This is a genomic window from Plantactinospora soyae (assembly GCF_014874095.1).
In the GTDB taxonomy this organism is placed as follows: Bacteria; Actinomycetota; Actinomycetes; order Mycobacteriales; family Micromonosporaceae; genus Plantactinospora; species Plantactinospora soyae.
Window position 1 is genome coordinate 8,896,284 of record NZ_JADBEB010000001.1, and the last position, 22,307, is coordinate 8,918,590.

19 protein-coding genes are annotated in these 22,307 nt (G+C 69.6%); 4 read left to right on the top strand and 15 right to left on the bottom strand.

Features of this window, described 5'->3' with window-relative positions:
• Positions 1-1,002, bottom strand: a complete 1,002-nt coding sequence (locus H4W31_RS38835) for an STM4015 family protein (protein ID WP_318783653.1) — start codon at positions 1,000-1,002, stop codon at positions 1-3.
• Positions 999-1,928, bottom strand: a complete 930-nt coding sequence (locus H4W31_RS38840) for an STM4015 family protein (RefSeq protein WP_192771141.1) — start codon at positions 1,926-1,928, stop codon at positions 999-1,001. Before H4W31_RS38840 ends, H4W31_RS38835 begins: the two co-directional genes overlap by 4 nt.
• Positions 1,929-2,090: 162 nt before the next feature.
• Here H4W31_RS38840 and H4W31_RS38845 point away from each other — a divergent pair, with 162 nt between their 5' ends.
• Positions 2,091-2,870, top strand: a complete 780-nt coding sequence (locus H4W31_RS38845) for an SDR family oxidoreductase (RefSeq protein WP_192771142.1) — start codon at positions 2,091-2,093, stop codon at positions 2,868-2,870.
• A 39-nt stretch (positions 2,871-2,909) separates the two neighbouring features.
• Here the strand turns inward: H4W31_RS38845 and uvrB are convergent, their stop codons facing one another.
• The 3 genes from uvrB to rpsA form a co-directional block, all read right to left on the bottom strand.
• The gene (uvrB, locus tag H4W31_RS38850; protein WP_192771143.1) at positions 2,910-5,015 is read right to left on the bottom strand and encodes an excinuclease ABC subunit UvrB; all 2,106 of its coding nucleotides are present in this window, start codon (positions 5,013-5,015) and stop codon (positions 2,910-2,912) included.
• A 334-nt stretch (positions 5,016-5,349) separates the two neighbouring features.
• Entirely contained in the window at positions 5,350-6,531 is a 1,182-nt protein-coding gene (gene coaE / locus H4W31_RS38855) for a dephospho-CoA kinase (protein ID WP_192771144.1), read from the bottom strand.
• Between the two features lie 149 nt (positions 6,532-6,680).
• On the bottom strand, positions 6,681-8,192 hold the full coding sequence (rpsA, locus tag H4W31_RS38860; protein WP_225945909.1) for a 30S ribosomal protein S1: 1,512 nt from the start codon (positions 8,190-8,192) through the stop codon (positions 6,681-6,683).
• Positions 8,193-8,554: 362 nt separating this feature from the next.
• Between rpsA and H4W31_RS38865 the strand changes: the two genes are divergently transcribed.
• The 3 genes from H4W31_RS38865 to H4W31_RS38875 all read left to right on the top strand — a co-directional run bounded on the left by H4W31_RS38865 (position 8,555) and on the right by H4W31_RS38875 (position 10,204).
• Positions 8,555-9,391, top strand: a complete 837-nt coding sequence (locus H4W31_RS38865; RefSeq protein ID WP_404825666.1) for a class I SAM-dependent methyltransferase — start codon at positions 8,555-8,557, stop codon at positions 9,389-9,391.
• 176 nt (positions 9,392-9,567) lie between these two features.
• Positions 9,568-9,780 (top strand): hypervirulence associated TUDOR domain-containing protein, encoded by a 213-nt coding sequence (locus H4W31_RS38870; RefSeq protein ID WP_192771145.1) that lies wholly within the window; start codon positions 9,568-9,570, stop codon positions 9,778-9,780.
• The gene (locus H4W31_RS38875; RefSeq protein ID WP_192771146.1) at positions 9,773-10,204 is read left to right on the top strand and encodes a DUF3140 domain-containing protein; all 432 of its coding nucleotides are present in this window, start codon (positions 9,773-9,775) and stop codon (positions 10,202-10,204) included. The genes H4W31_RS38870 and H4W31_RS38875 overlap by 8 nt, the downstream gene beginning before the upstream one ends.
• A gap of 37 nt (positions 10,205-10,241) precedes the next feature.
• On the opposite strand, the gene polA is transcribed toward H4W31_RS38875, so the two are convergent.
• The 10 genes from polA to H4W31_RS38925 all read right to left on the bottom strand — a co-directional run bounded on the left by polA (position 10,242) and on the right by H4W31_RS38925 (position 22,242).
• Positions 10,242-12,929 carry a DNA polymerase I gene (gene polA / locus H4W31_RS38880; RefSeq protein ID WP_192771147.1) on the bottom strand — a complete coding sequence of 896 codons (2,688 nt, stop codon included), beginning with the start codon at positions 12,927-12,929 and terminating at the stop codon, positions 10,242-10,244.
• Between the two features lie 123 nt (positions 12,930-13,052).
• Complete coding sequence (locus H4W31_RS38885; protein ID WP_318783654.1) at positions 13,053-13,868, bottom strand: amino acid ABC transporter ATP-binding protein; 816 nt, start codon at positions 13,866-13,868, stop codon at positions 13,053-13,055.
• The gene (locus tag H4W31_RS38890) at positions 13,865-14,893 is read right to left on the bottom strand and encodes an amino acid ABC transporter permease (protein WP_192771148.1); all 1,029 of its coding nucleotides are present in this window, start codon (positions 14,891-14,893) and stop codon (positions 13,865-13,867) included. Before H4W31_RS38890 ends, H4W31_RS38885 begins: the two co-directional genes overlap by 4 nt.
• Before the next feature lie 6 nt (positions 14,894-14,899).
• On the bottom strand, positions 14,900-15,811 hold the full coding sequence (locus H4W31_RS38895; RefSeq protein WP_192771149.1) for an ABC transporter substrate-binding protein: 912 nt from the start codon (positions 15,809-15,811) through the stop codon (positions 14,900-14,902).
• A gap of 33 nt (positions 15,812-15,844) precedes the next feature.
• The gene (locus H4W31_RS38900; RefSeq protein WP_192771150.1) at positions 15,845-16,555 is read right to left on the bottom strand and encodes an ABC transporter ATP-binding protein; all 711 of its coding nucleotides are present in this window, start codon (positions 16,553-16,555) and stop codon (positions 15,845-15,847) included.
• Positions 16,545-17,309 carry an ABC transporter ATP-binding protein gene (locus H4W31_RS38905; RefSeq protein ID WP_225947665.1) on the bottom strand — a complete coding sequence of 255 codons (765 nt, stop codon included), beginning with the start codon at positions 17,307-17,309 and terminating at the stop codon, positions 16,545-16,547. Before H4W31_RS38905 ends, H4W31_RS38900 begins: the two co-directional genes overlap by 11 nt.
• Before the next feature lie 130 nt (positions 17,310-17,439).
• Positions 17,440-18,549, bottom strand: a complete 1,110-nt coding sequence (locus tag H4W31_RS38910; protein WP_192771152.1) for a branched-chain amino acid ABC transporter permease — start codon at positions 18,547-18,549, stop codon at positions 17,440-17,442.
• Positions 18,546-19,496, bottom strand: a complete 951-nt coding sequence (locus H4W31_RS38915) for a branched-chain amino acid ABC transporter permease (protein ID WP_192771153.1) — start codon at positions 19,494-19,496, stop codon at positions 18,546-18,548. The genes H4W31_RS38910 and H4W31_RS38915 overlap by 4 nt, the downstream gene beginning before the upstream one ends.
• Before the next feature lie 101 nt (positions 19,497-19,597).
• The gene (locus H4W31_RS38920; RefSeq protein ID WP_192771154.1) at positions 19,598-20,755 is read right to left on the bottom strand and encodes a branched-chain amino acid ABC transporter substrate-binding protein; all 1,158 of its coding nucleotides are present in this window, start codon (positions 20,753-20,755) and stop codon (positions 19,598-19,600) included.
• Positions 20,756-21,039: 284 nt separating this feature from the next.
• Positions 21,040-22,242 (bottom strand): hypothetical protein, encoded by a 1,203-nt coding sequence (locus H4W31_RS38925; RefSeq protein WP_192771155.1) that lies wholly within the window; start codon positions 22,240-22,242, stop codon positions 21,040-21,042.
• Between the last annotated feature and the right edge of the window lie 65 nt (positions 22,243-22,307).

Sequence of the window (22,307 nt, forward strand, 5' to 3'; positions counted from 1 at the left end):
TCACTCGTCGACGGCCACGTACCGGTCGCCGTACGCGTCGGGCAACTCGGCCTCGGCCAGGTCGACCTCGACGCCGGGCAACTCCGCGACCAGCCGGGCCGCCAATTCCCGCCCGATGTAGTGATGCCGCAGGTCCAGCCGGTCCAGATGCGTCAACGGCTGCCCCGCTAACAACGCCGCCGCCCCCTCGTCACCGAGAATCCCCAACGACAGATCCAACCGACGCAACCGCGCCACCACCGGCGCCCCCGCCAACGCCCCCGCCACCTGATCCGCGATCTCCGCGTTCCGCAGACCCAACGACACCAACCCCGGCAACCGACCACCACCCAGCACCGCCGCCAGATCCTCCACCGAGGCGTCGCCGCCCCACCGGTCGGTGCCGAGCCACAGCTCCAGGTGCTCCAGCGCCGGCAGGTCACACTCGCCCACCGCCCGGACCACGCCGGTCGACAGCCCCGCGGACTCGACGACCAGCTCGCGCAGCGCGGTGTGCCGGATCGGCGAGAGCGCGAGACCGGTGCCGTGCTCCACATTCGCGTCGCCGCTGCGGATCCGCAGCCGCTCCAGATTCGGGTACGCGGCCAGCAACGGCGTGACGTCCCCCTGGCAGATCCACGACAACTCGCACTCCTCGGCGGGAACGTCACCGAGGAAGAGCGCGCGCAGCCCGGTCAGTCGGGAGGCGGCGGCACAGAGCTGGTCGATCGGGGCGGCGTTCATCGCGCTGTAGCCCCACTGTCCGATCACCAGGGCCCGTACGTCGGCCGGGTCGACCAGGTCGAGGAACCGTTCGAACGCGGTCTCGAAGGCCGGCGACGGCCCGTAGTCCCAGTTGTCGTCCTCCTCCCACGCCTCGATCCGCCAGGCCACCGCCCCGGGGTCGGCCGGCAGCTCCGCCTCGGGAACGAGCACCGGCGGATCGTCCGACCAGTTCTGGGTCAGCCCGAAGACCGGCAACCCGGCGAACTCGCGGGCGTGCCCGTGGAAACTGGTCCTCACTCGGACACCGCGACGTACCGGTCACCGTCCCGGTCGGGTTTCTGGACGTCGGCCAGGTCGACCTCGACGCCGGGCAGTTCCGCGACCAGCCGCGCCGCCAGCTCCGGCCCGATGTAGTGATGCCGCAGGTCCAGCCGGTCCAGATGCGTCAACGGCTGCCCCGCCAACAACGCCGCCGCCCCCTCGTCACCGAGAATCCCCAACGACAGATCCAACCGACGCAACCGCGCCACCACCGGCGCACCCGCCAACGCCCCCGCCACCTGATCCGCGATCTCCGCATTCCGCAGACCCAACGACACCAACCCCGGCAACCGACCACCACCCAGCACCGCCGCCAGATCCTCCACGGTGGCGTCCCCGCCGTACTCGTCGGTGCCGAGCCACAGCTCCAGGTGCTCCAGCGCCGGCAGGTCACACTCGCCCACCGCCCGGACCACGTGCGCCGGCAGGCCGCCGGCCTCGATGGCCAGCTCGCGCAGCGCGGTGTGCCGGGTCGGGGTCAGGCTCAGCCCTTCGGTCGCGCCCCGGATCCGGAGAACGCGCAACTGCGGGTACGCCGTCAACAGCGGCGCCGGATCGGCCTGGGTGATCCAGGAGATCTCGCTCTCCTCCATGGTCAACTCACCCATGAAGAGTGCGCGCAGCCCGGTCAGTCGGGGCGCGAGCCGGACCAGCAGGTCCACCGGAGCGGGTTGGTCGTACGACTCGCCCCAGTCGCCGACGATCAGTGCCTGCACCTCGCCGGGTTCGACGGCGGCCAGGAACCGGTCGGTCAGCTCCGCGAACCTCTCGCCGCCCTCCGAGCCGTCGTCGAGGCGCAGCCGCCAGGCGACCGTACCCGGCGCCGCGTCCACCGGCCGGTCCGGATCGAAGTCCACCACCGGCAGGCCGGCGAACTCGGTAATGTGCGAATTGATCGTCATCTTCTGCGACTCCGAAGCACTCGAGGGCGGCAAGACCCTAACAAGTCGCCCCGACATCCCACTGCCCGCCGCGACGACCGGGACACCACTGTGGACATGTGCATGACGGTCCGGCAGGTGACCGGGGTGGCCGGAAGCCGACCGATCCGGTTGACTCGGCACATGAACGAACGGGTAGCCCTCGTCACCGGGGTCAGCCGACGGATCGGGATCGGTGCGGCGGTGGCCCGCCGGTTCGCCGCCGCCGGCTACCGCCTACAGCTCACCGGCCTGCCCCGGTACGACGACGCGCAGCCCTACGGCGGCGACCCCGACGGCGTACCCGCGCTGCTCGCCGAGTTGAACGGGGTGACCGGCGATCCCGACGCGGTCCGGTACCGTGTCGTCGACCTGACCTCGCCGAGCGCGCCCGCCGAACTGATCGAGACGGCGGTACGCACCCACGGCCGGCTGGACGTGCTGGTCGCGGCACACGCCTACTCCACGCACACCCCGCTGAACGGGCTCGACGCCGCCGAGATCGACCGGCACCTGATCGTCAACGTCCGGGCCACCCTGCTGCTCGCCGAGGCGTTCGCGGCGGCGTTCGGCGCCGGCTCCGGTGGCCGGCTGGTGCTGTTCTCCAGTGGTCAACGGCTCGGCCCGATGCCGGCCGAGTTGGCGTACGCGGCCAGCAAGGCCGGCGTGGAGAACCTCACCCGGCAGTTGAGTCCCCTGCTCATGCCGAGGGGCATCACGGTGAACTGCGTCAACCCCGGGCCGACCGACACCGGCTACGCGTCGCCGGAGGGTCTGGCCGCGGTCGGGCGGCTGTTTCCGGGCGGCGAGTGGGGCCGCCCGGACGACGCGGCCCGGCTGATCGAGTGGCTCTGTTCACCGGACGGCCGGTGGATCACCGGACAGGTGATCGACTCCGAGGGCGGCTTCGACCGGTACGGCTGAGCCGGGATCGGGGCCGCATCCGCCCCGGGGCGGCCGGGCTCACTTCATTCCGGCCGCGTCCATTCCGCGCAGCTCCTTCTTCAGCTCGGCGGCCTCGTCCCGGATCCGGGCGGCGAGCTCGAACTGCAACTCGCGAGCCGCGGCGAGCATCTGGTCGTTCAGTTCCTGGATGAGCTGGGCCAGCTCGGCGCGGGCCATCCCCTCCCGGGCCGGTGCCGTTCCGATCCGACCCCGGTTGCGGGTCTCCGGCGCCTTGCCCCGGGACATCTGCCGCACCCCGCCGCCGACCCGGGTGGTCGCATTCTCGTTGTCCTCGGCCTCCCGGTAGATGTCGTCCAGGATGTCGTGGATCTTCTTGCGCAGCGGCTCCGGAGTGATCCCGTTCGCCTCGTTGTGCGCCACCTGCTTGGCTCGGCGCCGGTTCGTCTCGTCGATCGCGGCGGCCATCGACGGGGTCATCTTGTCGGCGTACATGTGGACCTGGCCGGAGACGTTACGGGCGGCCCGGCCGATGGTCTGAATCAACGACCGGCCGCTGCGCAGGAAGCCCTCCTTGTCGGCGTCGAGGATCGCGACCAGCGACACCTCGGGCAGGTCCAGCCCCTCCCGGAGCAGGTTGATCCCGACGAGTACGTCGTAGTCGCCCTTGCGCAGCTCGCGCAGCAACTCGACCCGGCGCAGCGTGTCGACCTCCGAGTGCAGGTACCGCACCCGGATGCCGTGCTCCAGCAGATAGTCGGAGAGGTCCTCGGCCATCTTCTTGGTCAGTGTGGTGACCAGCACCCGCTCGTCCCGCTCGGTACGGAGCTTGATCTCGTGCATCAGGTCGTCGATCTGCCCCTTGGTGGGCTTCACGATCACCTCGGGGTCGATCAGGCCGGTGGGCCGGATCACCTGCTCGACCACCTCGCCCTGGGCCTGCTCCAGCTCCCACGGCCCCGGGGTGGCGGAGAGGAAGACCATCTGGCCGACCCGCTCCAGGACCTCGTCGAACCGCAGCGGGCGGTTGTCGGCCGCGCTGGGCAGCCGGAAGCCGTGGTCGATCAGCATCCGCTTGCGGGAGGCGTCGCCCTCGTACATCGCGCCGATCTGCGGGATCGTCACGTGCGACTCGTCGATCACGGTCAGGAAGTCGTCCGGGAAGTAGTCCAGCAGACAGTGCGGGGCACTGCCCGGCGAACGGCCGTCGATGTGCATCGAGTAGTTCTCGATGCCGGAACAGAAGCCGACCTGGCGCATCATCTCGATGTCGTAGCTGGTCCGCATCCGCAGCCGCTGCGCCTCCAGCAGCTTGCCCTGGCGCTCCAGCTCGGCCAGCCGCTCGGCCAGCTCGACCTCGATGCCGGCCAGCGCCCGCTCCATCCGCTCCGGCCCGGCCGTGTAGTGGGTGGCGGGGAAGATCAGCAGGTGGTCCACCTCGCGGACCACCTCACCGGTCAACGGGTGCAGGTAGTAGAGCTTCTCCACCTCGTCACCGAAGAACTCGATCCGCAGCGCCAGCTCCTCGTACGCCGGGATGATCTCCAGGGTGTCGCCGCGGACCCGGAACGTGCCTCGGTTGAACGCCATGTCGTTGCGGGTGTACTGGATGTCGACCAGCCGGCGGAGCAGCTTGTCCCGCTCGACCTCCTGGCCGGCCCGGATCCGGACCGAGCGGTCGAGGTATTCCTGCGGGGTGCCCAGGCCGTAGATCGCGGAGACCGTGGCCACCACGATCACGTCCCGGCGGGTCAGCAGGGACATCGTGGTGGCGTGCCGCAGCCGCTCGACCTCCTCGTTGATCGAGGAGTCCTTCTCGATGTAGGTGTCGCTCTGCGGGATGTACGCCTCGGGCTGGTAGTAGTCGTAGTAGGAGACGAAGTACTCCACCGCGTTGTGCGGCATCAGCTCGCTGAACTCCTTGGCGAGCTGGGCGCAGAGGGTCTTGTTGGGCGCCAGCACCAGGGTCGGCCGCTGGAGCCGCTCGATCAACCAGGCAGTGGTCGCACTCTTACCCGTGCCGGTGGCGCCGAGCAGCACGGAGTTCCGGTCGCCGCGCCGCACCCTGCGCTCAAGATCGTTGATGGCAGTCGGCTGGTCGCCGGAGGGTATGAACTCGCTGACCACCTCGAAGCGGCCATCAAGTCGTGGAATGTCGAGCGCCATGACCTCAACCGTACGCCGAGGGTCTGACATGCCGCCGGCACGACGGTGGGTACACGATCGGCTTCGATATCGTCATTGTGTGGTAAAGATCACCGCGATACCGTTCTAGGGTAGGCCGCTCGCGGCGGCCGATCGGGTCAGCGACGGAGCCGCCACACCGGTACCGTCGCACCCGGCGCAGAGGTTGCAGCCCCGGCGCAGGCTGGCGTGCGCACCTGATGCGGTCGCGCGAGAGCGCAGACCGGCCGCCGCGAGCGCCCCTTCGCCCGGAGCAGCGAGCTACCGTCACGAGCGCCCCTTCGCCAGGGAGCAGCCAGCACCGTCACGAGCCCGGTCAGGGCCGCCAGTCGCTGGTCGCCGCCCACTCCTCCGCGCGCTGGTGCTCCAGATCGAACCACGGCTCCTTGGCGCCGGAGTACGCGTCGAGATCCGGGCCGAGATCCGCCAGGTTCCGCTTGACCGCCAGGTAGCCCGCCCGCTGCTCCGGGTCGGCCCGGAGGTGGTCCCGCATCAGCAGGGCGAACCGCCAGCCGGGCGACCCCGCCACCCGGACGTGCAGGTTCACCAGCCGGCCGGGGTCGGCATTGCCGTGCAGCCGCTTCTCCCACCGATCCCCGCCCCCGGGGTGGCGGGGCTGATCCCACCACTGCCCGGGACACCTGGGAAAGCCCGCCTCGGCCAGCCGGTCGGCGAGGGCGTCGGCGTCCGCCAGGGTGGCCACGCTGAGCTGGATGTCGATGATGTCCTTGGCGGCCAGCCCGGGTACCGAGGTCGAGCCGATGTGGTCGACCCGCGCCTCGGCGGGGCGTACCGCGTGCCGGATCCGCGCGGCCAGCCGGGCGAACTCGGCCGGCCAGTTCGGATCGGGCTCGACCAGCCGGACCTCGTCGGCCCGCATCGGCCGCCGTGTCCGGACATTCCGCTCGTACGGCACCAGCCGGTCGTGCCAGAGCCGCTCCACCCCGGCGTACAGCTCGGGAAGTTCGCCGTCGTTGTCGAGCAGAACGTCGGCGGCGGCCTCCCGCCGATCGTCGCCGGCCTGGGCCCGGATCCGCTGCTCCGCCTGCTCCGTGCTCATGCCACGGTCCCGGACGAGTCGACCGATCCGGGTCGCCTCCGCCGCCCGTACCACCACCACCAGGTGGTACGTCGGCGCGAGCCCCACCTCGACCAGCAGCGGTACGTCGTTGACCACGATCGCGTCCGGAGGTGCCTCCGCGACGAGTTGCGCGGTGCGGGCGCGTACCCGGGGATGGATGATCTCCTCCAGCCGGGCCCGCGCCGTCGGGTCGGCGAAGACGACCTCACCGAGCGCGGGGCGGTCCAGGCTGCCGTCGTCGCGGCACACCCGGTCGCCGAAGGCGGCCACCACCTCCCGCAGCCCGTCGGTGCCGGGGGCGACCACCTCGCGGGCGATCCGGTCGGAATCGATCACGATCGCCCCGAGGCTGGCCAGTCGGGCCGCGACGACGCTCTTGCCCGAACCGATCCCACCGGTGAGTCCGACCTTCAGCACCGGTCCAGTCAACCCGATCGGCGCCGAGTCGCCAAGATCTCCCCGGAGCGGGCGTGTCGCCGGTCTCGGCGGCACATCGTCGTGGAACGGCGGAGGCCCGCTCCCCGGCCCGGCGGAACCGGGATGGGGAACGGGCCTCCGTCTTGGGACTACTTGCCTCCGGCGAGCTTCTCGCGCAGTGCCGCGAGCGCCTCGTCGGTGGCCAGCGTGCCAGCCGGCTCCTCGGCCTGGCGGGCCGGAGCGGTGCTGGACGAGCTGCCGCCACCGCCACCGGTGCCACCGCCAGCGGCGGGGACGACCGGGGTCGGGTTGGCAGCGGCCTCGGCGTCGGCAGCGCGGGAGTTCTGCACCTGCTTGGTGTGTGCCTCCCAGCGGGTACGAGCCTCGGCGTACTGGGTCTCCCAGGTCTCCCGCTGCTTGTCGAAGCCTTCCAGCCACTCCCCGGTCTCCGGGTCGAAGCCCTCCGGGTAGATGTAGTTACCCTCGGTGTCGTAGGTCGCCGTCATGCCGTAGAGGGTCGGGTCGAAGTGCTCCTCGCCCTCGACGAAGCCCTCGTTGGCCTGCTTGAGCGACAGCGAGATCCGCCGACGCTCCAGGTCGATGTCGATGACCTTGACCATGACGTCGGAGCCGACCTGGACAACCTGCTCCGGGATCTCCACGTGCCGCTCAGCGAGCTCGGAGATGTGGACCAGGCCCTCGATGCCGTCGTCAACCCGGACGAACGCACCGAACGGCACCAGCTTGGTGACCTTACCCGGCACGATCTGCTGGATCGCGTGGGTACGGGCGAACTGCCGCCACGGGTCCTCCTGGGTCGCCTTCAGCGACAGCGAGACCCGCTCGCGGTCGAGATCGACGTCCAGAACCTCGACCTCGACCTCCTGGCCGACCTCGACAACCTCGGACGGGTGGTCGATGTGCTTCCAGGAGAGCTCGGAGACGTGCACCAGGCCGTCCACGCCGCCAAGGTCGACGAACGCGCCGAAGTTGACGATCGAGGAGACGACGCCCTTGCGAACCTGCCCCTTCTGCAGCTTGTTGAGGAACTCGGTACGCACCTCGGACTGGGTCTGCTCGAGCCAGGCCCGGCGGGACAACACCACGTTGTTGCGGTTCTTGTCCAGCTCGATGATCTTGGCTTCGAGCTCGCGCCCGACGTACGGCTGCAGGTCCCGCACCCGACGCATCTCCACGAGGGAGGCGGGCAGGAAGCCACGCAGGCCGATGTCCAGGATGAGGCCGCCCTTGACCACCTCGATGACGGAACCGCGGACGACGCCGTCCTCGTCCTTGATCTTCTCGATGGTGCCCCAGGCGCGCTCGTACTGCGCCCGCTTCTTCGAGAGGATCAGGCGCCCCTCTTTGTCCTCCTTCTGGAGGACCAGCGCCTCGATGTGATCACCGACCGACACCACCTCGGCGGGGTCCACGTCGTGCTTGATCGACAACTCGCGCGAGGGGATGACGCCCTCGGTCTTGTAGCCGATGTCGAGCAGGACCTCGTCCCGATCGACCTTGACGACGGTGCCTTCGACAATGTCGCCGTCGTTGAAGTACTTGATGGTCTCGTCGATCGCGGCGAGGAAAGCTTCCTCGGACCCGAGGTCGTCGATGGTGACCCTGTTGGCGCTCGAGGGGGCCTCGATGCTGCTCGTCATGTGGGCGGTTGCTCCGGTCGGATGGATGTCACAGCAGGTTTGTGTCGCGGTGACCCGTTTACGCCCCCGGATCCGCCGTCGGCCACACCGTCCGATCGGTGGTCCCGATCGTAGGTTGTATCCGACGACCGCGGACCTGCTCCCTGCCGAGGCACACGATCCGCGAGCGCATCGAACAGCTTACCGTGCGCATTACCACAGCATGCAAGCCCTCCCAGCACGTGATGAGATCCGCCGTCCACTGCTCGGGAAGAGCTTCCCCCCGACGCCCGGACCGGTCCGGCGCCCACGGCGTTCGACACCCCCGGCCGCGCGGCGGCCCGCAGGCGACGCGGCACCGTCCCGGGCACTAGCGTGACCACGTGGATGATGACGCCCGGCCGGACGACGACGTGCCCGGAGTGCTCCGCCGTCGGGTCAGCGACCGGGAGAGCCGGCGGGCCAACCGCCGGTGGTGGGACGCCGACGCCGACAACTACCAGGCCGAGCACGGCGGGTTCCTCGGCGAGGTGGACTTCGTGTGGTGCCCGGAGGGGCTGCGCGAGGCCGACGCCCAGCTGCTCGGCAGGCTGCCCGGCCGGCGGGTGCTCGAACTCGGCTGCGGCGCCGCCGCGGCGGCCCGCTGGTTGGCCACCCAGGGCGCCCGGCCGGTCGGGCTGGACCTGTCCGCCGGGATGTTGCGGCACGCCGCGCTCGCCGCCACCACCTCCGGGGTACGCGTGCCACTGGTCCAGGCGGACGCCCTGGCCCTGCCCTTCGGCTCCGGCACGTTCGACATCGTCTGTACGGCGTTCGGCGCGATCCCGTTCGTGGCGGACTCGGCGGCGGCGCTGCGCGAGGTGTTCCGGGTACTGCGGCCCGGCGGCCGCTGGGTCTTCTCGGTCACCCACCCGATGCGCTGGATCTTCCTCGACGATCCGGGCGAGGGCGGGCTGACGGCCACCCACTCGTACTTCGACCGCCGGCCGTACGTCGAGCAGGACGCCGCCGGCGTACCGAGCTACGTCGAGCAGCACCGCACCCTCGGCGACCGGGTACGCGAGATCGTCGGCGCGGGCTTCGTCCTGCGGGACGTCCTCGAGCCGGAGTGGCCGACCGGGCACGAGCAGATCTGGGGGCAGTGGAGCCCGCTGCGCGGTCAACTCTTCCCCGGCACCGCCATCTTCGTCTGCGACAAACCGGACAGCATGTCCGTCTAGCGTCGGTCCGGCTCCGTAGGCTGCTCCGGTGAGCGCCGAGCGGCCGCCGACCTGCTGGAGCTGGAGCAGCCGTTCCCGGTCAAACTTCCGATCGCGGAGATCATTCCGTAGCGGGGGCGATTGCGGACGGCTGACCCGGCCAGTTTTGTCCCGACCGGGCCGGGTAGACGCAGCACATGGCCGAGCGGAGGAAGCTGCACGAGGGCGACCGGGTGAGCTGGCGCAGTCACGGCTCCACGGCGCGCGGCACCGTCCAGGAGGAGATCACCGAACGGACGTACGCCGGCAAGCGCACCGTCGCCGCCTCGAAGGAGGATCCGCAGTACCGGGTCCGTACGGACGAGGGGCGGGACGCCGTACACAAGCCGGAGGCGCTCCGCGATGACTAGGCGCGAGGACGGCGGCGATCGCGACCCGGTCCGGGAGTTCAGGGACGCGGTCAACATGAAGCCGGGCGAACTCGGCACGTGGCTCGCCACGGACGATTCGAAGTCGGCCGGGCAGCACAAGGGCGGCGGCGAGTCGGTCGGGCACGAGTCGGGCCGGCGAATCATCGACCTGTTGCGCAAGCGGGCGAACCAGTTCACCGATCGCGACCTGGCACACATGCGCAAGGTCGTCGGGTACGTACGACGGCACATGGCCCAGCGCCCGTCCGGCGACGTACGCAACACCAGGTGGCGCTACTCGCTGATGAACTGGGGCCACGATCCGCTCAAGGAACCTCTTCCGCCGCCCGGCGGCCCGTCCCGCAAGGCCCTGCAACGGCATCAGGAGGCCGAGCGGTCGTCGGGGCGGAACCGGCGGCGTTGACGACCGTGGCCCGGCGGTGTCCCGGTCGGGACGGCTGTCAGTGGTCGGCGCTGTTCCAGTCCGTGCCGACGCCGACGGAGACCTCCAGCGGCACCGCCAGCGGATAGGCGCCACCCATCTCCCGGCGGACCAGCGCCTCCAGTTCGGGCCGCTCGCCGGGGGCCACCTCGAAGACCAGTTCGTCGTGCACCTGGAGGAGCATCCGGGACCGGAGCGCGGAGTCGCGGAGCGCGGTGTCGACGTGCAGCATCGCCACCTTGATGATGTCGGCGGCCGAGCCCTGGATCGGGGCGTTCAGCGCCATCCGTTCCGCCATCTCCCGACGCTGCCGGTTGTCGCTGACCAGGTCCGGCAGGTAGCGCCGACGGCCGAGGATGGTCTCGGTGTACCCGTCGAGCACCGCCTTCTTCACCACCGTCTGGAGGTAGTCGCGGACGCCGCCGAACCGGGTGAAGTACTCCTCCATCAGGGTCCGCGCCTCGTCCGCCCCGATGCCGAGCTGCTGGCCGAGGCCGAACGCGCTCAGCCCGTACGCCAGGCCGTAGTTCATTGCCTTGATCTTGCGCCGATGGTCCGGGGTGACCTCGGTCAGCGGAACCCCGAAGACCGACGAGGCGGTGGCGGCGTGGAAGTCGGCGCCGGAGTTGAAGGCCTCGATCAACGCCTCGTCGCCGGAGAGATGGGCCATGATCCGCATCTCGATCTGGCTGTAGTCGGCGGTGAGCAGGCAGTCGTAGTCCTGACCCACCACGAAGGCCCGGCGGATCCGCCGCCCCTCCTCGGTACGGATCGGGATGTTCTGCAGGTTGGGATCGGTCGAGGAGAGCCGGCCGGTCGCGGCCACCGTCTGGTGGAACGTGGTGTGGATCCGTGCGTCGTCGGAAACCGACTTGAGCAGGCCGTCGACGGTGGACTTGAGCCGGGCGACGTCACGGTGCCGGAGCAGGTGCTCCAACAGCGGATGCGGCTGCTGCGCGTACAGCCACTGCAGGGCGTCGGCGTCAGTGGTGTAACCCGTCTTGATCTTCTTGGTCTTCGGCAGGCCCAGCTCGGTGAAGAGGATCTCCTGCAACTGCTTGGGCGAGCCGAGGTTGAACTCCCGGCCGATCACCCCGTACGCCGCCTGGGCCACCGCCTTGACCTCGCCGGCGAAGTGCGCCTCCAGCTCCGACAGGTAGTCGGTGTCGGCGGCGATGCCGGTCCGTTCCATCGCGCCGAGCACCTCGACCAGCGGCTGCTCCACCCCGCCGAGCAGCCGGGCCGACAGCTCGCCGTCCCGGGACAGCTCCGCGTCGATGGCGTCGGCCAGGTCCAGGGTGGCCCGGGCCCGGAGCATCAGGTTCTGCTCGATCTCGCCGTCGTTGCCCAGCCCGTCGAAGGCGAGCTGACCGGTCTCCGGAACGTCGACCCGCAGCTCCCGGTGCAGGTAGCGCAGGGCCAGGTCGGTGAGGTCGTAAGAGCGCTGGTCGGGTCGGGCCAGGTAGGCGGCGAGCGCGGTGTCCCGCAGCACGCCGCGCAGCGTCCAGCCGTGCGCGGCGAACGCCAGCAGCGCCGGCTTGCTCTCGTGCAGCACCTTGGGCCGGTCCGGATCGGCCAGCCAGGCCGCCACCGCCACCTCGTCGGCCTGTTCCAGGGCGGCCGGGTCGAACCAGCCCGCCGCTCCGGTGGTGGTGGCCAGGGCGACACCGGTCAGCGAGCCGGTCCCCCGGCCGAACGTGCCGGCGACGGCGACGCCGGCCGGAACGCCGGAGGGCGCGTGTTCGGCCAGCCAGGCGGCCACCTCGCCGCTGGGCAGGACCTTGCCGGCCAGGTCGAAGCCGGCCTCGGCCTCCGGCTGGACCGCGTCCAGGTACTGGTAGAGCCGGTCCCGCAGGATCCGGAACTGCAGGGTGTCGAAGACCTGGTGCACCGCCTCGCGGTCCCAGCCCGCCCAGCGGGCGTCCTCGGGCCGCAGTGGCAGCTCGAGGTCGGCGACCAGGCAGTTGATCTCGTAGTTGCGGATCACGTCGGAGAGCCGCTCCCGCAGGCTCTCCCCCGCCTTGCCCTTGATCTCGTCGGCCCGGGCCACCACGCCCTCCACGCCGCCGTACAGGTTGATCCACTTCGCGGCGGTCTTGGGGCCGACTCCCGGTACGCCCGGCAGGTTGTCGCTGGTCTCGCCGACCAATGCGGCGAGGTCGCGGTAGCGGTCCGGCGCGACCCCGTAGCGGTCGCTGATCGCGGCCGGATTCATCCGGGCCAGGTCGGAGACGCCCTTGCGGGGATAGAGCACGGTGATCCGGTCGTCGACGAGTTGGAAGGCGTCCCGGTCACCGGTGGAGATCAGCACGTCCATCCCGGCGTCGCGGCCCTGGCAGGCGAGCGTGGCCAGCACGTCGTCGGCCTCGTAGCCCTCCTTCTCCACCACCGGCACCCGGAGCGCGGCCAGCACCTCCTTGACCAGGCTGACCTGGCCGTGGAAGTCGGTCGGGGTCTCCGAACGACCCGCCTTGTACTCCGCGTACTTCTCGGTCCGGAACGACCGGCGGGAGACGTCGAAGGCCACCACGATGTGGGTCGGCTGCTCGTCCCGCAACATGTTGATCAACATGGAGGTGAAGCCGTAGACCGCGTTGGTCGGCTGCCCGGTCGTGGTGGAGAAGTTTTCCACCGGCAGGGCGAAGAACGCCCGATAAGCCAGGGAATGACCGTCGAGCAGGAGCAGGCGCGGCGTCGAGGCTGTCACGATAGGCGACTCTAGTCCGCACCCCCGACAGGAGTGCTGCCAGGCCGCCGGAAGCGGTCAGTGGTTAAGAAGGGGCCCTTCCTATGCAGAAAGCGCTAAGAAGGGGCCCTTCCTTACCCTTCCTCAGAGCACCTTGGCGAGGAACGCGCGGGTGCGCTCGTGCTGCGGGTTGGCGATCACCTCGCGCGGAACGCCGGACTCGACCACCACGCCGCCGTCCATGAAGACCAGCGAGTCGCCCACCTCGCGGGCGAACCCGATCTCGTGGGTCACCACGATCATGGTCATGCCGTCCCGGGCCAGGTCCTTCATCACGTCCAGCACCTCGCCGACCAGCTCCGGGTCGAGGGCACTGGTCGGCTCGTCGAAGAGCATCACCTTCGGCCGCATGGCCAGCGCCCGGGCGATCGCCACCCGTTGCTGCTGGCCGCCGGAGAGCTTCCCCGGGTACGTGTTGACCTTGTCGGACAGGCCGACCCGCTCCAGCAGTTCGCTGCCGCGCCTGCGGACCTCCGCCCGTGGCTCCCGGCGTACCCGGATCGGCGCCTCGATCACGTTCTCCAACGCGGTCATGTGCGGGAACAGGTTGAACCGCTGGAACACCATGCCGATCGACCGGCGCTGCGCGGCGACCTCCTTCTCGCGCAGCTCGTGCAGCTTGCCGCCGCGTTCCCGGTAGCCGACCAGGTCGCCGTCGACCCAGATCCGGCCGCCGTCGATCTTCTCCAGGTGGTTGATGCAGCGCAGGAAGGTCGACTTGCCCGAGCCGGAGGGGCCGAGCACACAGCACACCTCGCCGGCCCGCACCTCCAGGTCGACGCCGCGCAGCACCTCCAGGTGCCCGAACGACTTGTGTACGTTCTCCGCCCGGACCATCACGGTGGCGTCGGCCTCGGCCTCCGGCGGCGTGGCCTGCTCCGGAATCGTCGCCCCGGTCATCCCGGCGTTCCCCCCGTCCCGCTTCCCGTTCCCGTCCTGCCCGCCGTTCCGCCCGCACCGGCGGCACCGCCACCGGTCTCGGCGGCCAGGTTACGCAGCCGGAACCGGGCCCGCTCGGTCTGGCCGTACCCCTTGCCGAAGTGCCGCTCGAGGAAGTACTGGCCGATCAGCAGGATGCTGCTGAGCAGGAGGTACCACAGGCAGGCGGCGACGTACATCGGAAAGATCTGGAAGGTCCGCTTGCCGACCGCGTCGAGCTGGAAGAACAGCTCCATGCTGACCGGTACGTACATCAGCAGCGAGGTGTCCTTGAGCATCGCGATGGTCTCGTTGCCGGTCGGCGGGATGATCATCCGCATCGCCTGCGGCAGCACCACCCGGCGCAGCGTCTGGCCCCGGCTCATCCCCAGCGCGCCGGCCGCCTCGCCCTGTCCCGGGTCCACCGACTGGATGCCGGCGCGGACGATCTCCGCCATGTAGGCGGCCTCGGAGAGCGCGAGACCGAGCAGGCCGGCCATGAAGCCGGTCAGCACGTCCCGGGAGTCGAAGCCGAAGAGTCGCAGTTCGAGGCCGTCGATGCCGAACAGCTGCCCGATCTGGGTGTCGAACGGCACACCGAACTCGAGCCGGCTCCAGAGGATGCCGATGTTGCCGAACACGGCCAGCAGCACCAGCCGGGGCACCGCCCGGAAGAACCAGGTGTAGAGCCAGGAGACGGTACGCAGGATCGGGTTGGTCGACAGCCGCATCACCGCGACCGCGACCCCGAGCCCCACGCCGATCACCATCGCGCTGACCGTCATCAGCACGGTGCCCTGGACCAGCCCGCTGATGATCGGCGGGCGGAACATGTTGTCGATCATGAACGACCATTGGAACGCGTCGTTCGTTAGCAGTACGTGCAGGAACATCGCCGCCAGCACGGCGAGTACCGCTATGGTCACCCAGCGGCCGGGATGCCGTACGGGCACGGCCTTGATCGGTTCCGGCCGTGCCCGTGCGGTCGTGGCTTCCTCGGTGGTCATCTCAACTCACGGATTGATGGCCGGATCGGTGATGGCGCCGTCGCCGACCTTCCACTTGTCCAGCACCGTCTTGTACGAGCCGTCGGCGATCAGTGCCTTCGTCGCGTCCCGCACCGCCTCGGCGAATGCCGCCTGGTCCTTGGCGATCACGTAGCCGTACGGGGCCGCGTCGTACATCTTGTCCAGCAGTTCGAGCTGGTCGTTGGACTGGGTGACGGCGTACACCCCGACCGGGTAGTCGGCGAGCATCGCGTCGTCCTTACCGGAGACCACCGCGGCGGTCGCCGCGTCCTGGCCCGGGAACTGCTCGATGGTGATCGCCGGCTTGCCGCCGTCGGTGCAGGTCTTCGACCGGGCCGTGATGTCGTCCACCTGGACGGTGTCCCGCTGTACGGCGATCTTCTTGCCGCACGCGTTGTCGATCGTGACGCCCGCCGGGTTGCCCTTCTTGGTCACCCACTGCGTGCCGACCTGGTAGTAGCTCACCATGTTGGCCTGGCCCTTGCGCTCGTCGTTGATGGTGAACGACGAGACGCCGACCTCGTACTTGCTGGTGTTGACGCCGGTGATGATGTCGCCGAAGTTCGCCGAGACGAACTCCGCCTTCAGGCCGAGCTTCGCCGCCACCGCGGTGAAGAGCTCGACGTCGAAGCCGACCACGGTCTTGCCGTCCGGGTCGAGGAACTCGGCAGGGGCGTAGGACGAGTCGGTGCCGACGACGATCTTGCCGTCCGACTTGATCGCGTCCGGCACCTTCGCCGCGAGCGCCGAGTCGGCGTCCGCCGAGACGCTCGGGCCGGCGCCCGGGGTGTCCCCGCCATCCTCCTGCTCGCCGCAGGCGGCGAGGGTCAGGCTCAGCAGGGCCGCGCCGGCGATGCCGAACACGGCCCGCCGCCTACCGCTATTGATATTGAACATGCACTCCTCCTCATAACTGAGCCAGCCGACAGGTTAGGCCACACCCAGATACGCCTCTTTCACCGCGGGGTCGTGCAGCAGCTCGGCGCCGGTTCCGGTCTTGACGATCCGACCGGTTTCCAGTACGTACGCCCGATGTGCCCGGGCCAGCGCCTGTTGGGCGTTCTGTTCGACCAACAGGATCGTGGTGCCCTGTTGGTTGATTTCGGTGATGATCGAAAAGATCTGCTGGATCAACATCGGCGCCAGCCCCATCGACGGCTCGTCGAGCAGCAGCAGCTTCGGCCGGCTCATCAGCGCCCGGCCCACCGCCAGCATCTGCTGCTCGCCGCCGGAGAGCGTGCCGCCCGCCTGCTTGGCCCGCTCGGCCAGCCGGGGAAAGAGCTCCAGCACCCGGGCCAGGTCCGCGGCCACACCGGCCCGGTCCCGTCGGGTGTAGGCACCCATGTCCAGATTCTCCAGCACCGACATGCCGGGGAAGATCCCCCGGCCCTCCGGCGCCTGGCAGAGCCCGAGCCGGACCCGCAGGTCCGCTCGCATCTTCGTGATGTCCTGACCGGCGAAACTGATCCGACCGGAGGCGACCGGGCGGATCCCCGAGATCGCCCGCATCGTCGTCGACTTGCCGGCGCCGTTCGCACCGATCAACGCGACGATCTCGCCCTCGTTGACCGTCAGGCTGATGCCGTGCAGCGCCTGGATCCGCCCGTAGAGCAGGCTCACGTCCTCGATCTCAAGCAGCATCTTCCGGCACCCCCAGGTAAGCGGCGATCACCCGGTGGTCCTCGCGCACCTCGGCGGGGAGCCCTTCAGCGATCTTCTTCCCGAACTCGAGCACGACGATCCGGTCGGTGACCCCCATCACGAGCCGCATGTCGTGCTCGATCAGCAGCACCGTCACGCCACGGTCGCGGATCTGCCGGATGAGCTGGAGCAGCTCCTCCTTCTCCGCCGGGTTGAAGCCGGCGGCCGGCTCGTCCAGGCAGAGCAGCACCGGTTCGGTGGCCAGCGCCCGGGCGATCTCCAACCGGCGCTGCTCGCCGTACGACAGGTTGCGGGCCACCTCGTCGATCCGGTCCCGGATACCGACGAACTCCAGCAGCTGCTCGGCCTTCTCACGGCCGTCCCGCTCCTCCCGCCAGTGCCGGGGAAGCCGGAAGAGCGCGGAGATCACACTCGTCTTGTGGTGCGTGTCCGCGCCGACCTGGACGTTCTCCAGTGCGGTCATCTCCGGGAAGAGCCGGATGTTCTGGAACGTCCGGGCCATGCCCATCTTGGTGATCTGGTGCCGCTTCTTGCCGCTGAGCCGCGATCCCCGGAACCGGATCTCGCCCTCGGTCGGCTGGTAGATGCCGGTCATCGCGTTGAAGCAGGTGGTCTTGCCGGCCCCGTTCGGACCGATCAGCCCCAGGATCTCTCCCTTGTAGAGGGTGAAGTTCACCTGGTCGAGCGCGACCACACCACCGAAGCGCAGGGTGACGTTGTCGACCTCCAGCAACGGCTCGCGGGCCGCACCCGCCGGCTGTGCCGTCGGGCTCGCCGCCGCGTCCGGACTGGCCGGAGCGGTCCGCTCCGACTCGGTTGCGCCCGGGGCCGGCTGTGCCGGTACCGCCGGCTTCCGTCCGGTCTCAGCCACCGACGGTCACCTCCTTGCGACGGTCCTTGAACTCGGCCGCTCGTCGTCGGTTCGGGATCAGGCCCTCCGGCCTGAAGATCATCATGACCACGAGGATGACTCCGAAGAACAGGAAGCGGTACTCGTACAACTCGACACCGAACAGCTCGATGCCCCGGAACCGCTCGATCAGGTACGCCACCAGGCCGCCCCCGACGATCGCTCCGACGATGTTGCCGGAACCACCGAGGATCACCGCGGCCAGAATGATGATCGAGTTGAGCAGTTCGAAGTTCTGCGAGTTGACGAAGTTCTGCTTGCCGGCGTACAACGCCCCGGCCAGGCCACCGATCGCGGCTCCGGCGGCGAACGCCCAGAGCTTGAACTTGAACGTGGGCACACCCATCAACTGGGCCGCGTCCTCGTCCTCCCGGATCGACACCCAGGCCCGACCGACCCGGCTACGGGTCAGGTTCCGCACCCCGAAGACCACCAGGATGATCACGCTCAGCACCAACCAGTAGTACGGGCGCGCGTCGAGCACCCCGAAGACCGGCTTACCGTCGGCGTACTCGCCGGGCGGGTGCGGGATCTGGTTGAAGCCGCGCTGTCCCTTGAGGAACGTCGAGCTGGTCGCCGCGATCCGGATCATCTCGGCGAAGCCGAGTGTGACGATCGCCAGGTAGTCACCGCGGAGCCGCAGGGTCGGCGTACCGAGGGAGACACCGGAGATCATCGTTAGTGCGACGGCCAACGGCACCACGGCCAACCATGGCCAGAGGGTCTTCAGGTCGCTGCTCGGTGAGGTCAACACCGCCACCGTGTACGCGCCGACCGCGAAGAAGCCGAAGTAGCCGAGGTCCAACAGGCCGGCGAACCCGACCACGATGTTGAGTCCGACCGCCAACAGCACGTAGATGGAGACCGTGAAGAGCACCTGGCCGAAGTTGGACTCGGTGGTCGGGATCGGCCCCAGGTACTGGTAGAACTCCTTGTTCGGCAGGGCGTAGAAGAACACGATCACGGCGGCCAGTACGACCCACCGCATCCACCGTGGGGCTCTACGCCACCGCGCGCCAACCGACCGCCAGTCGTTACGGATCCGTTCTGTAGCACCGCTCATGCCCGCGCCCTCCCCAGTGACTCGCCAAGCAGTCCAGTCGGCCGGAACATCAGCAGGACGACGAGGACGGCGAACGCGGCGAAGTCCTTCCACTGCGAACCGATCAGGCCCGATGCGTAGTTCTCGACCAGCCCGAGCAGCAGTCCGCCGAGCAGCGCGCCGCGCAGGTTGCCGATACCGCCGAGCACCGCGGCGGTGAACGCCTTGAGACCCAACAGGAAGCCGACGCTGTAGGTCAGTGCACCGATCCGGATGTCGTACAGCAGGCCGGCCACGCCGGCCATCGCACCACCGGCGACGAAGACCAGCAGGATGATCCGGTCCTTGTTGACGCCCATCAGGGCGGCGGTGTTCGGATCCTGTGCCACGGCACGGATACCGCGACCGAACCGGGTGCGGTTCACGAAGAGGTCGAGCAGCACCATCATGACCAGCGCGGAGCCGACGATCAGCAGCTCGATGGGCCTGATCGGCGTACCGGCGATCGTGAACAGCGGCTCGATGCTGACCAGGTTCGGCACGCCCTCCGGCAACCGCCGGGTGTAGATGCCGAACGCCTCGGAGATGGCGATCGAGGCGCCGATCGCCGTGATCAGGAAGGCCAGCGGCGGCGCGTTGCGCTTACGCAGCGGTCGGTAGGCCACCCGCTCGATCACGGTCGCCGTCACCGCCGAGGCGAGCGCCGCCGCCACCATCGCGATGCCCAGGTACATGATGATCGACCCGACGCCGTTGACCACGGAGTCCTGGTTGAGACCGAGGGCACCCAAGGTCCAGATCGCCGCGAAGGCGCCGGCGATGAAGACCTCGGAGTGGGCGAAGTTGATCAGCTTCAACACGCCGTAGACCAGCGTGTAGCCGAGCGCGACGAGGGCATAGATGGCGCCCTGGGTCAGGCCCGTTGTGGTGAGTTCCCCGAAATTGGAGAACAGTCCGTTGAAGTCCAAGGAAGGGTGCTCCCGGTTTGGCTGAAGGACGACTTCGGGTGCGACCGGGACTGTGCTCCCGGTCGCACCCGAGATCAATCAACTGCTACAAGACGGGCAGGTCAGGCCTTCGGAATCTCCTGGTCCGGCACAACCTTGCCACCCTGGATCTTGTACGCCCAGACCTTCACCTGCGCGGGGTCCAGCTCGCCGGTCTCGGTGAACTTGTAGGTCGCCGAGACGCCCTCGCCGCTGTAGCCCTTGACGAACTCCAGCAGCCCCTCACGGGTCGACTTGCCGTCCTTGATACCCGCGAGCAGGATGTTCGCCGCGTCGAAGGCGGTGTCGCTGTAGGTACCCGGGGCGACACCGTTGAGCGCCTGGTAGTCGGCGGCGAACGTGCCCTTGGCCCTGGTGGCCGGCTGGCACGGGCAGGTCAGGATGGTGCCCTCGGCAGCCGTCTGTCCCGCGCTGGAAATGTAGGCCGGGTCGTTGACGCCGTCCCCGGCGACCAGCGTGGCGGTCACACCGGCGCCGGTGAGCTGCTTACGGATCAGGCCGGCCTCCTGGTAGTAGCCGCCGTAGAAGACGACCGTGGCGCCGGAGCTCTTGACCTTGGTGACGCTGGCCGAGAAGTCCGTCTGCTTCCCCTCGCCCTGCACCTTGTCGGTGCCGACGACCGTGGCACCGAGGAGCTTCTTGACCTCGTCGGACAGACCCGCACCGTACGCGGACTGGTCGTCGATGACGTAGACCTTCTCGGCCTTGAGCACGTTCTTGATGTAGGTTCCGGCCGCCGGGCCCTGGCTCAGGTCGTTGCCGACCGCGCGGAAGAACGTCGGCCACTTCTGCTGAGCCAGCGTCGGGTTGGTCGCGGAGGCGGTGATGTGCACCAGACCGGCCTCGGAGAAGAGCGGGTTCGCCGCCTCGGACTCGCCCGAGTAGGCCGGGCCGACGATGCCCAGGATCTTCTCGTCGTCGATGGCCCGCTGGGCCAGCTGCGGCGCCTGGTCCGGGCTACCCTGCGAGTCGAGCTCGACCTGCTCGACCTTGCAGTCGGGGTTGGCCTTGTTGTACTTGTCAACCGCGAGCTTAACGCCGTTGTTCTCATTGATACCGAGCGCCGCCGAGCTGCCGGTCAGTGCGCCGAAAAAGGCGATCTTGCTGCCACAAGCCTCACCACCGGCGGTTTCCTCGCCGCCGCCGCCGCATGCCGCTGCGCTAGCGACGAGCGCCACCAGGGCAACGCCGCCGATTGTGCGTGCGATTCTCTGCCTCAAGGCCCGAACCCTCCTCCATCCAGGGGCCCAAACCACCCGCCGCTAATTGGCTCTTGCCGGGTATCGCGGGGATGGGTGAACCGGACCGTTGTCGCGGTCTGGGGCCGGACGTTATCCCACGGATCGGCAGCGCCGATAGACCCGCAGCAGGGGGTTGACCTAAACGTTACAAGGCGTGGCTGATCCACTGCGCCAGCTGTAAGACCGGAGCGGGCCGTGCCGGCCAGCGGCAAGCAGCCGTCGACCGCCGGGCCCACCGGCGGAGCGACCGGCCAGCGGACTTCTCAGCCGGGCACCGGCGTTCCGGTCGACCAGAGGGTGCTGTGGGTCCCGTCGTCCACGGCGAGCACGAGGCGGTGACCCTGCGTACCGAGCGTCACGGCGCGGGCCGCCCCGGCCGGCAGGTTCGGGACCGGGCCACGCATCGGACGCCACGACCCGCCCTCGTCGTCGGAGATCCAGAGTCGCTGGGCCGTGCCGTCGGATACCGCCGCGTAGAGCTGGCCGTCGATCCCGACGAGACCGGAGACGGTAGCCGTACCACCACCCTCGGTGCTGCCGAACCGTCCGGCGGGCACCCAACCGGAGCCGTCGTCCCGCCACGTTCCGAACGTCGTACCGCGTGGGCCGACCGCGATCCGGTGGCCGTCGACCACCGTGACGCGCTGGAGTTCGTCGTACCCGGTAATGGCCGGCACCTCCTGCCGCTGCCAGCCGCGGCCGTCCCGGGAGACCCAGGCCACCGGATCCCGCTCGACCCGCCCGCTCCGGCCGATACCGCCGACGGCCAGCCAGCCGCCCGGCCCGGCGGTGGCGTCGAACGCCCAGGTCCGCCCGGCGGCGTCGCTGGCCAGACCGGGAGCCGCCTCGACGATCTCGAAGGCGGCCGGGTCACCCGTCACCCAGGCGGCGGCACCACTGATCCGGTTCCCTACGATCAACCAGCCGGACGGTCCGCCGGCCATCCGGGCGACGCTCGCCGCCGTCGGGCCGCCGAACAGTTCGAAGGGCGCGGGCACCTCGGCCAGGAACCCGTCGTCGGTCTGCCGCCACCCGGTCACCCGAGGGTTGCCGTGCACCCCTCCGGCGCGGGCACCGAGCGCCGCCAGCCGGCCGTCCCGGCAGGCCACGGCATAGAGCACGGCGCGTCGGCCGTAGAAGCTCTCCGCGTCCACCGCCAGTGGCTCCCAGGACCGGCCGTCCCCGCTCCGCCAGGCGACGGGACGCTCGGTTCCGTCGGCCGCCACCGCCCCGCCCACCAGGAACCACCGGTCGGCGCAGGCCGCCACGTCCCGCACCATCAGCCGCTCGGCGCCGCCGTCCGGAGCGGGCAGGGTCGACGCGACCCAACCCGGATCGATCGGGGCCTCCCGGTCGATCCGGTCACCCCGGGCCTCATCGCCGCGGAGCGGCTCGCGACAACCACCGGCCAGCGCCAGTGCCGCCAGCACGGCGACCACCGCCCCGACCCGTCGCCCGCGAAGCATGCCGTCGATCGTACGGAGCCGAGGCCGCCGCCGTGACTACCGGCACACCGGCCCGTCGCCGCCGC

Coding starts and splice junctions, on each gene's coding strand:
- H4W31_RS38840 (WP_192771141.1), bottom strand. CDS start 1,928: ATGACGATCAATTCGCACATTACCGAGTTCGCCGGCCTGCCGGTGGTG.
- H4W31_RS38845 (WP_192771142.1), top strand. CDS start 2,091: ATGAACGAACGGGTAGCCCTCGTCACCGGGGTCAGCCGACGGATCGGG.
- uvrB (WP_192771143.1), bottom strand. CDS start 5,015: ATGGCGCTCGACATTCCACGACTTGATGGCCGCTTCGAGGTGGTCAGC.
- rpsA (WP_225945909.1), bottom strand. CDS start 8,192: ATGACGAGCAGCATCGAGGCCCCCTCGAGCGCCAACAGGGTCACCATC.
- H4W31_RS38870 (WP_192771145.1), top strand. CDS start 9,568: ATGGCCGAGCGGAGGAAGCTGCACGAGGGCGACCGGGTGAGCTGGCGC.
- H4W31_RS38875 (WP_192771146.1), top strand. CDS start 9,773: ATGACTAGGCGCGAGGACGGCGGCGATCGCGACCCGGTCCGGGAGTTC.
- H4W31_RS38885 (WP_318783654.1), bottom strand. CDS start 13,868: ATGACCGGGGCGACGATTCCGGAGCAGGCCACGCCGCCGGAGGCCGAG.
- H4W31_RS38890 (WP_192771148.1), bottom strand. CDS start 14,893: ATGACCACCGAGGAAGCCACGACCGCACGGGCACGGCCGGAACCGATC.
- H4W31_RS38895 (WP_192771149.1), bottom strand. CDS start 15,811: ATGTTCAATATCAATAGCGGTAGGCGGCGGGCCGTGTTCGGCATCGCC.
- H4W31_RS38900 (WP_192771150.1), bottom strand. CDS start 16,555: ATGCTGCTTGAGATCGAGGACGTGAGCCTGCTCTACGGGCGGATCCAG.
- H4W31_RS38910 (WP_192771152.1), bottom strand. CDS start 18,549: ATGAGCGGTGCTACAGAACGGATCCGTAACGACTGGCGGTCGGTTGGC.
- H4W31_RS38925 (WP_192771155.1), bottom strand. CDS start 22,242: ATGCTTCGCGGGCGACGGGTCGGGGCGGTGGTCGCCGTGCTGGCGGCA.